Source organism: Mesorhizobium sp. Root157 (genome assembly GCF_001427385.1).
Lineage (GTDB): Bacteria > Pseudomonadota > Alphaproteobacteria > Rhizobiales > Rhizobiaceae > Mesorhizobium.
The window spans coordinates 1-6663 of sequence record NZ_LMGJ01000027.1 but is presented as its reverse complement, the minus strand read 5'-3'; the positions used below and the strand labels follow the sequence as shown (position 1 = coordinate 6663).

4 protein-coding genes and 1 pseudogene are annotated in these 6663 nt (G+C 59.7%); all 5 read right to left on the bottom strand.

Going from position 1 to position 6663, the window contains the following annotated elements; translation table 11 throughout:
* Positions 1 to 99: 99 nt before the first annotated feature.
* A pseudogene (gene cas4, locus ASD64_RS14110) lies at positions 100 to 558 on the bottom strand (CRISPR-associated protein Cas4); the annotation flags it as partial.
* An 8-nt stretch (positions 559 to 566) separates the two neighbouring features.
* Positions 567 to 1442, bottom strand: a complete 876-nt coding sequence (cas7c, locus tag ASD64_RS14105) for a type I-C CRISPR-associated protein Cas7/Csd2 (RefSeq protein ID WP_056106061.1) — start codon at positions 1440 to 1442, stop codon at positions 567 to 569.
* A gap of 6 nt (positions 1443 to 1448) precedes the next feature.
* A complete protein-coding gene (gene cas8c / locus ASD64_RS14100) occupies positions 1449 to 3314 on the bottom strand; it encodes a type I-C CRISPR-associated protein Cas8c/Csd1 (RefSeq protein ID WP_056106059.1) in 1866 nt (621 codons plus the stop codon).
* Positions 3311 to 4003 (bottom strand): type I-C CRISPR-associated protein Cas5c, encoded by a 693-nt coding sequence (gene cas5c / locus ASD64_RS14095; RefSeq protein ID WP_056106057.1) that lies wholly within the window; start codon positions 4001 to 4003, stop codon positions 3311 to 3313. Before cas5c ends, cas8c begins: the two co-directional genes overlap by 4 nt.
* 117 nt (positions 4004 to 4120) lie before the next feature.
* On the bottom strand, positions 4121 to 6409 hold the full coding sequence (locus tag ASD64_RS14090; protein ID WP_056106055.1) for a CRISPR-associated helicase/endonuclease Cas3: 2289 nt from the start codon (positions 6407 to 6409) through the stop codon (positions 4121 to 4123).
* Positions 6410 to 6663 lie beyond the last annotated feature (254 nt).

The following is a 6663-nucleotide window of genomic DNA, read 5'->3' as shown; positions in this document are numbered from 1 at the left end:
TACCCCCGCCGCTCACCGCTTTGGGGAAAGGTTCACATGGCTCAATTCTCAGTGGAAATTAGACGCCTACCCGGCTCACTTCTGGGTGGAAATCAACAGGACGGCGATACGCCGCTTTGTCAGCCCATAGAACAGCGCGCCCTCAGGCACGGCAAGTCCCGTCATTTCCTCAAGACAAAGCGCCTGGGCGCAAAGCTGCACCTCGTCGGCGCGATGCAATTTCGGCTTGCCGCGCTTATACTCGATCGGAAAGGGCGTCTCGCCGTCCTTACCCGGAATGAATTCGACGACATCTGCGACACCCGCGATGCCAAGGCGCCTGGAGGCGATCACCAGAGACATTTCGCGTCGCAGACCGCGCACTTTGCGGCCTCCCGGCCTGTCGGCAGCAATGTGCATGACCCGACCCTCCGCGGTGAAGCGATTTTCCGCCCACAGGCGCTCAAGATGGATGAGAGCTGCCTGTCTGAGACAATAGACGGCATGCTGGAGCGCAGAGAGCGGGATGGGGTCGGCATCCAGTTCATCGGGTTGGGCAGCGCCGTCAGTTGCGCCCATCGTCGCGCCTAAAGCCTCTCGATGATCTCCACCCCGTCCGGCAGGCCGGCCCGGTCGATCCTCGCTTCATAGTCGTCATAGCTGCGGGTCGTTTTGATCTCAGGCCTCTTTACGACCGAAACCCGCTTGAACAGGGATTGCGCCTGCGCATTGCCGAGGGGATGCGCATGCTTGAAAACGATGAGGCGCTGCGCGCTCATCTCGCCACGCGCGGCCGAGCGGTCATGGTCGAACATATTGGCAAGCGCGTCGAAGAAAATCTCCAGATCTTCTTCCGACAAACCAGTACCCTTTGTAGCGTCGCCGGCAAGGCTGGCGGAGACAAAACCATGGCTGCGGTAAAGGCCGTATGGAACGATGTATTTGCGGCCCATGGTGCGCTCCTTGTCCGCATCACGTTCATTGGTGACGGAGGAGCGCGTGATGGAAATCTCCTGGGGCAGGACCGGATCGACGGACTGCGCGAAGGTCATCTGGATCGGCCCACGCACCTGCCCGGCATTGACCTCCGTTGTCATTACGGCCCCGAAGGCCCGGATATCGAAGTAATTGGCGCACATCCATGCTGTCAGTTCCCGCGCCTGGGCCTCTTCCCTGGGAAGTTTCTTGGACACGGATTTGACGCCAAGCGCATCATAGGCCTTCTGGTGCTGGTTGTTCAGCACCGAGCGCTCCTGCATGTAGATTGCGTAAGGCGGTTGCCCCCCCTTGAGCAATTCCACATAGTTGCGAACCTTCCGCTTCAGGCTGACATCGGTGATGAGGCCTTTCTGGGTATCGGTTTCAAGACGCGGCATGTTGCCATTGTCGGGATCGCCGTTCGGATTGCCATTCGCCACGTCGAACAGATAGACGAATTCATAGCGGTTCTGGATTGCGGTCATAATACCCTACTCCTCAATGTCGTTGGTTTGAGCGGTTTCGTCGGGCACGCCGCCATCTTCTTCGGCCTTGCGGCCGTAACGCTCCTGGTAATAGCCGACGAGGAACAGGCCCTGTTCTTCGTTGGAATGTTGCGCTGGCAGGCCATCGTCGAAAGTTGCCCACAACCTGCCGATATCCCGGTTAAGAGCCGCTCCAACCCCGCGCGCGTGATTCGAATCCTTGATCCAACCAGCATCTGAATGCCCGTTGCGTAGCTTCTTGAGGTGGTGCTGTTCGGCATTCAGAACCAGTTTGGCGAAAACCTGTCGAGGCGTAGCTGCGACGCTGCCGAGAAACTTGTCCTTGACCGTCACATTGACCTTGTCGCCCAAGGCGGCCAGTTGGGCCCGCTCGACAAGCGCGAACAGGCGGCCAAGCCGCCTGGCCGGGTTGGGATCGTCTGGATCGGAGCGCACGAGATAGTCCTCCTTCGGTACACCGGTTTCGTTCATTGGCAGTCTGTCCTCGATACGCATGGTGCGCACGAGCACTGCCTTGATCAGCGAAATGCGAATGCTGTCGAGCAGATGGTCGGCGCGTATCCGCATCAGGAGCGTGGGCAACAGCGACTCCGGGAAACGCGCACCGGTCAAAATCGAGCGAAAAATTTCGCCCGCCAGCAGCGGTGATATCTGGTCGGCATCGAATTTGACCTGACTGGTGCTGTCGATACGAGCCGGCGCCGTACGCAAGACAAGCGAACGAACCGTCACGGCCATCCGCTTGGCCGGTTGCGGCTCCAAACGCATGTCGGCAACATAGCGCTGGTAGTTCTCCGTCAGCACGCCGAAATCGTCCTCGAACCAGTAACGGACCGAGAGGCGGGCGGCATTGGGGGAAAGCCCCAATACATTGAACCGCACGCCTGTCGCCAGAGCAGGTTCGATCTCTCGCAGCGGCACACCCTTGCGGATAAGTTTCAGCCTGTCGCCGACCTCGCCGGCTTCTGCCTCCTCGTCGGGCGCCATGAACGCACCAAAGATGCTTTCAGCCTCTTCGGCAGCCTCCACATTCGAAGCATCGGCCCAGAACACCGTCGAGGCATCACCGATCTGGACACGGTTCTTCCGCCCCGCAAGAAAATGGTTAAGCGCGGTTGTATATTTGAAGGCGGCGACCTCCGAGACCGGAGCATTGTCGCCTTGCTCATGGCCGTAGGATGTAAACGCATCCAGATTGAACGAGACGATTGAGGCGCCGGCAGTCTGCGCACCCCAGACGCCTTTTACCGCCGGGTGAAGACGTGCGATCGGCCCGCCCGTTCCTGTAACGAGACAGATTGCTTCCACAGTTCCCGCACCGCCGCCCATCTTCGCCCACAGCGCCTTGGCCGCAGGCCGGTCGTGAAGAGACCTCTTTTGTAGCCGCTCGCTTTCGAGCGCGAAAACCACGTTCTGATCCCTCATCTCCTCGGGCCATTCCAGTTCGGCAAAGCGGTCCGGCGTCCAATTTTTCAAGAACAAAAACATGGCGTGCAGGCCAGGATCATCGGCGCCATCAAGTGCATCCAGGTGGTTTTTGACAAAGGCAGCGTGCTCTTCGGCAACGCGCTTGCCGTCGCCGGCCGTAATCCCGAACACGTAGGAAGTTTTATCCCAAAGGAAGTTGGGCGCGATGCCCGATGTGCGCTTAGCCGGTTGCGGCACCTGCATCATGCGCGGTTGCTTCTTTTTGCCCGAAGCATCCCGCACATCCGTAACGTTCGCCACTGTTCCGTCCGCGTTGAGCGAAATGACGAAGCCGATCTTCTCGACAGAATAGCCAAACGGAGGCACCTGGCCGCGTTCATCGAGTCGGTCATAGGCCCGAACCAGGGACGCCAGGACACTCACCGCAACACCTCCGGGGAATCGGGGGCCGGCACACGCATCACCCCGTCTTCCAGCCGAGCACGGAAGAACCGCGACGGCCGACCGGGCGCATCATGATCGATATCCCACAACAAGAAGCCGAGATCGCGAGGCTGCCCGAAGCCGAGTTCCGCCAACTTCTCTCGCGGTTCCGGCACCGGAGCATCGGGCGCGAGCAGTTCGAACTCGGCGGCGAATTCGCGCGTACCCAGGCACGGTTGGTGAAAACACTGTCCACGGGCAGCGCGTCGGTTGAAGATATCGAGATGCTTGCCCTCATTGTCGTCGGCGCTGGCCTTGGCCGTCAGTACAAAATGCGCCTCGATGACATAGGCAACATCGGTCAGCACCGTCGCCGCCCGCTGCTGGCGGTCCTCATCCACGACCTGATGCAATCCCTCCAGGCTGCCCCGCGTCATCGCCGTCTTGATGTTGCGGGCCGAAGCTTTGCTGCCTACTTCGTTTCTTCGAATCGACCGGAATTGAATCGGCTCGAGCACATGAATTCTGTCGATCACCCAACGGATCGCCGGCTTCCAATGGATCGCTTCGAGTACCCCGCGCGCTGCCGATGGCGTCATCACATCATAGGAAACACGCTCGACCTTCATCTCGGGTCGCGTAAAACAGGCATAATGCCCGGCGACCTTCAGCCTGATGCCGAAAGACATTTTCTTCTCCCTAAGCCCTAACCCTTAATAAAAACGAAGGAACAAAAAAAGAACATAGTACTTTCGTCTAGGTATTCACCTAATTTATTCTGCTCGCCCACAGAAAAATTCCCTCGTCTAAACGATGCCATTCTCCAGCCCGAGATAATCCGCGTCCTCCCACAAAAGCCCAACATCGGGCTTATAAAGGCTGCGCGTCTGCAACACCGCAAACTGATCGGCGCGCAGTTCAATCTGCTCGAATTTCACATGGCCGTTGGCGATCAGCAGCGCGCGCGCCTTTGGCGGCACCTGCACGACATAGGTCTGCAATTCGCGTGCGATAGTCCCCGTGGGAATGTTCTCGATTGCCAGCTTCCTGATCGAACCAGCCGCTGCTTCGTCGCCGGCGACGATGACCGGCAACATGCCGCTCTCGATCATGCGGAAATTTTCCGCCACCGTCCGATAGGCAACATCGACGCTTCCGCCTCCGACGCTGAACTTGTCGAGGATCGGTTCGCGGTCCGTGCGCCCGCGATCCAGTCCTTCCGGACCGACCCGCCAATAAACCTCTCCGAAGAAATCCTCGATCGCTGCCGGCGACAACAAATCCTCGTGCTTATGCGCCATCCGCGCCATATCGCTGGCCAGACCCTCTATCTCCGGGGGCGGCGGATTGTCGGGAGCCTGGAAGATTGTGACGAGGCTGTCTTTCACCGGCCGCCTGCCTTCGCGGTTGCAACGGCCTGCCGCCTGCGCGATCTGGTCAAGCCCTGCTTCTGCCCGCCAGACCCGCGGGAAATCGACATCGACACCGGCCTCCACCAGCGAGGTGGCAATAACGCGGCAAGGCGCACCTTCCCGCAAACGTTCCCGCACTTTCGCCAGGATCACGCGCCGATCGGCCGCGTACTGGCGGGTCGACAGATGGACAACGCCCTCAAGGCCGCTTTGCTGCGCGTTGCGGTAGAGCGCCAGCGCGTGCTTGCGGCTGTTGACGATGACCAGGCCCTGAGGGATTTCGCCAAGCTCCGCCACCACCTTCGCATCGTCCATGACGCCGGCATGCACCAGCCTCACCCGTTCAAGCCGGCTGGCAAGCTTGGTTGGGTCTGGCGCCAGTTCGCGCCCAGCCAGCGGCAGGCCCACGGGATGAGACGCCGGAAATTTCCGCTCGTCGAGTGCCGGCTGCGTGGCCGTGCAAAGTACGATGCTGCAGCCATAATTGTCGGCAAGTTCGCGCAGCGCCCACACCGCAGGGGTCAGCAGTTGACGCGGCAGCGTCTGCGCCTCGTCCAGAATAATGACGCTGCCGGCAATGTTGTGCAGTTTGCGGCAACGTGAAGTGCGCGCGGCAAACAGGCTCTCGAAAAACTGCACATTGGTTGTCACCACCACAGGTGCTGCCCAATCCTCCATTGCAAGCTTGAGCTTGTCCTTGTCGGCCTTCTTGCTGTCAGCGTCGTCGGCGCGGCGAGGCTCTCGCTCTTCCTCGATTGCCGAGTGGTGCTCGAGAACGATACCGCTGCCCAGCACGTCGCGGAAAATCTCCGCCGTCTGCTCGATGATAGACGAAAAGGGGATTCCAAAAATAATGCGCTCGAGCCCATGTGCCTTGGCATGGTCGAGGGCAAAGCCAAGCGAGGCCAGCGTCTTGCCGCCCCCGGTTGGCACGGTCAGCGTGAACAGACCGGCAGTGTCACCGGCACGCCCCCGCACTTGATCGAGAACTTGCGCGCGCAAGGCATTCACCTGTGTGCTGGTATCGCGCTTCCCCGCCATGTGCGCATCGAAGCGCGCAATCAAATCGGGCAGAATCGCCGGCAATCGAGGCCATTCGCGCGCAACCAGACTGCCCCTGTAATGTTTTTCAGTGTCCTTGAAGTCAGCATCCACAAGGCAGGAAAAGATCATCCGTCCGAGAAACCCGAGTTGGAACGCTGCCCTGCGCTTGTCCTTGGTCTCCCAGCGCGGAAAGCCCGGCAGAAGATCGCCGAGATCGGGGGTAATCTCGGCCTTCCAGACCGGGTCGAGGTTCGCGCCGGAAAACCCCTCGAGCCGTTCCGACAATGTCGAAAGGCTGTCCCCTTCCTTGTCTGGCAGGCCGGCATGATGGCCGGCGATGGCGTAGGCAATGAGTTGCGCAATCAGGCGCACGTCTGGCCTTGCCGTCTTCGCCAGTTCCAGCAATGTCGCTGCACCGGCGGTGGAGTGGTCGACAGACTGGCGGGAACCCGCAAGACGCGCTTGGAACCGCGGCGTATATTTGCCCAGATCGTGCAGCAATCCGGCAAGCCTCGCGGCTCGGCCTATGTCTGCCCGTGTTCCGAAGGATTCGGCAAGAGAAGCAACCGCCTCCAAGTGCTCCGAAAGCACCTGCCAGTCTGCACGACCGACATTGTCTGTAGAATGCGCGTAGTACATGGTCCCACCCGGAACCTACACTTCCGCGCTGGAGACGCGCGGTCAACAACCGCGGCGGCGGTCCTTCCGTTTTCAACCGGAGAGTTCGACTTATCCACATCAACGCGTGGCAAATTCAATACGCGTTTCATCACACTAAGAGCCATTGACCGTAATTCTGTCAGGCGAAATGAGAAATTGACCCCCGAACGAAACGAAGAACTGACCCCTCGTTTTTGAGAGGATCAGTAGATGAGCGCAGAATTTCCATCGAA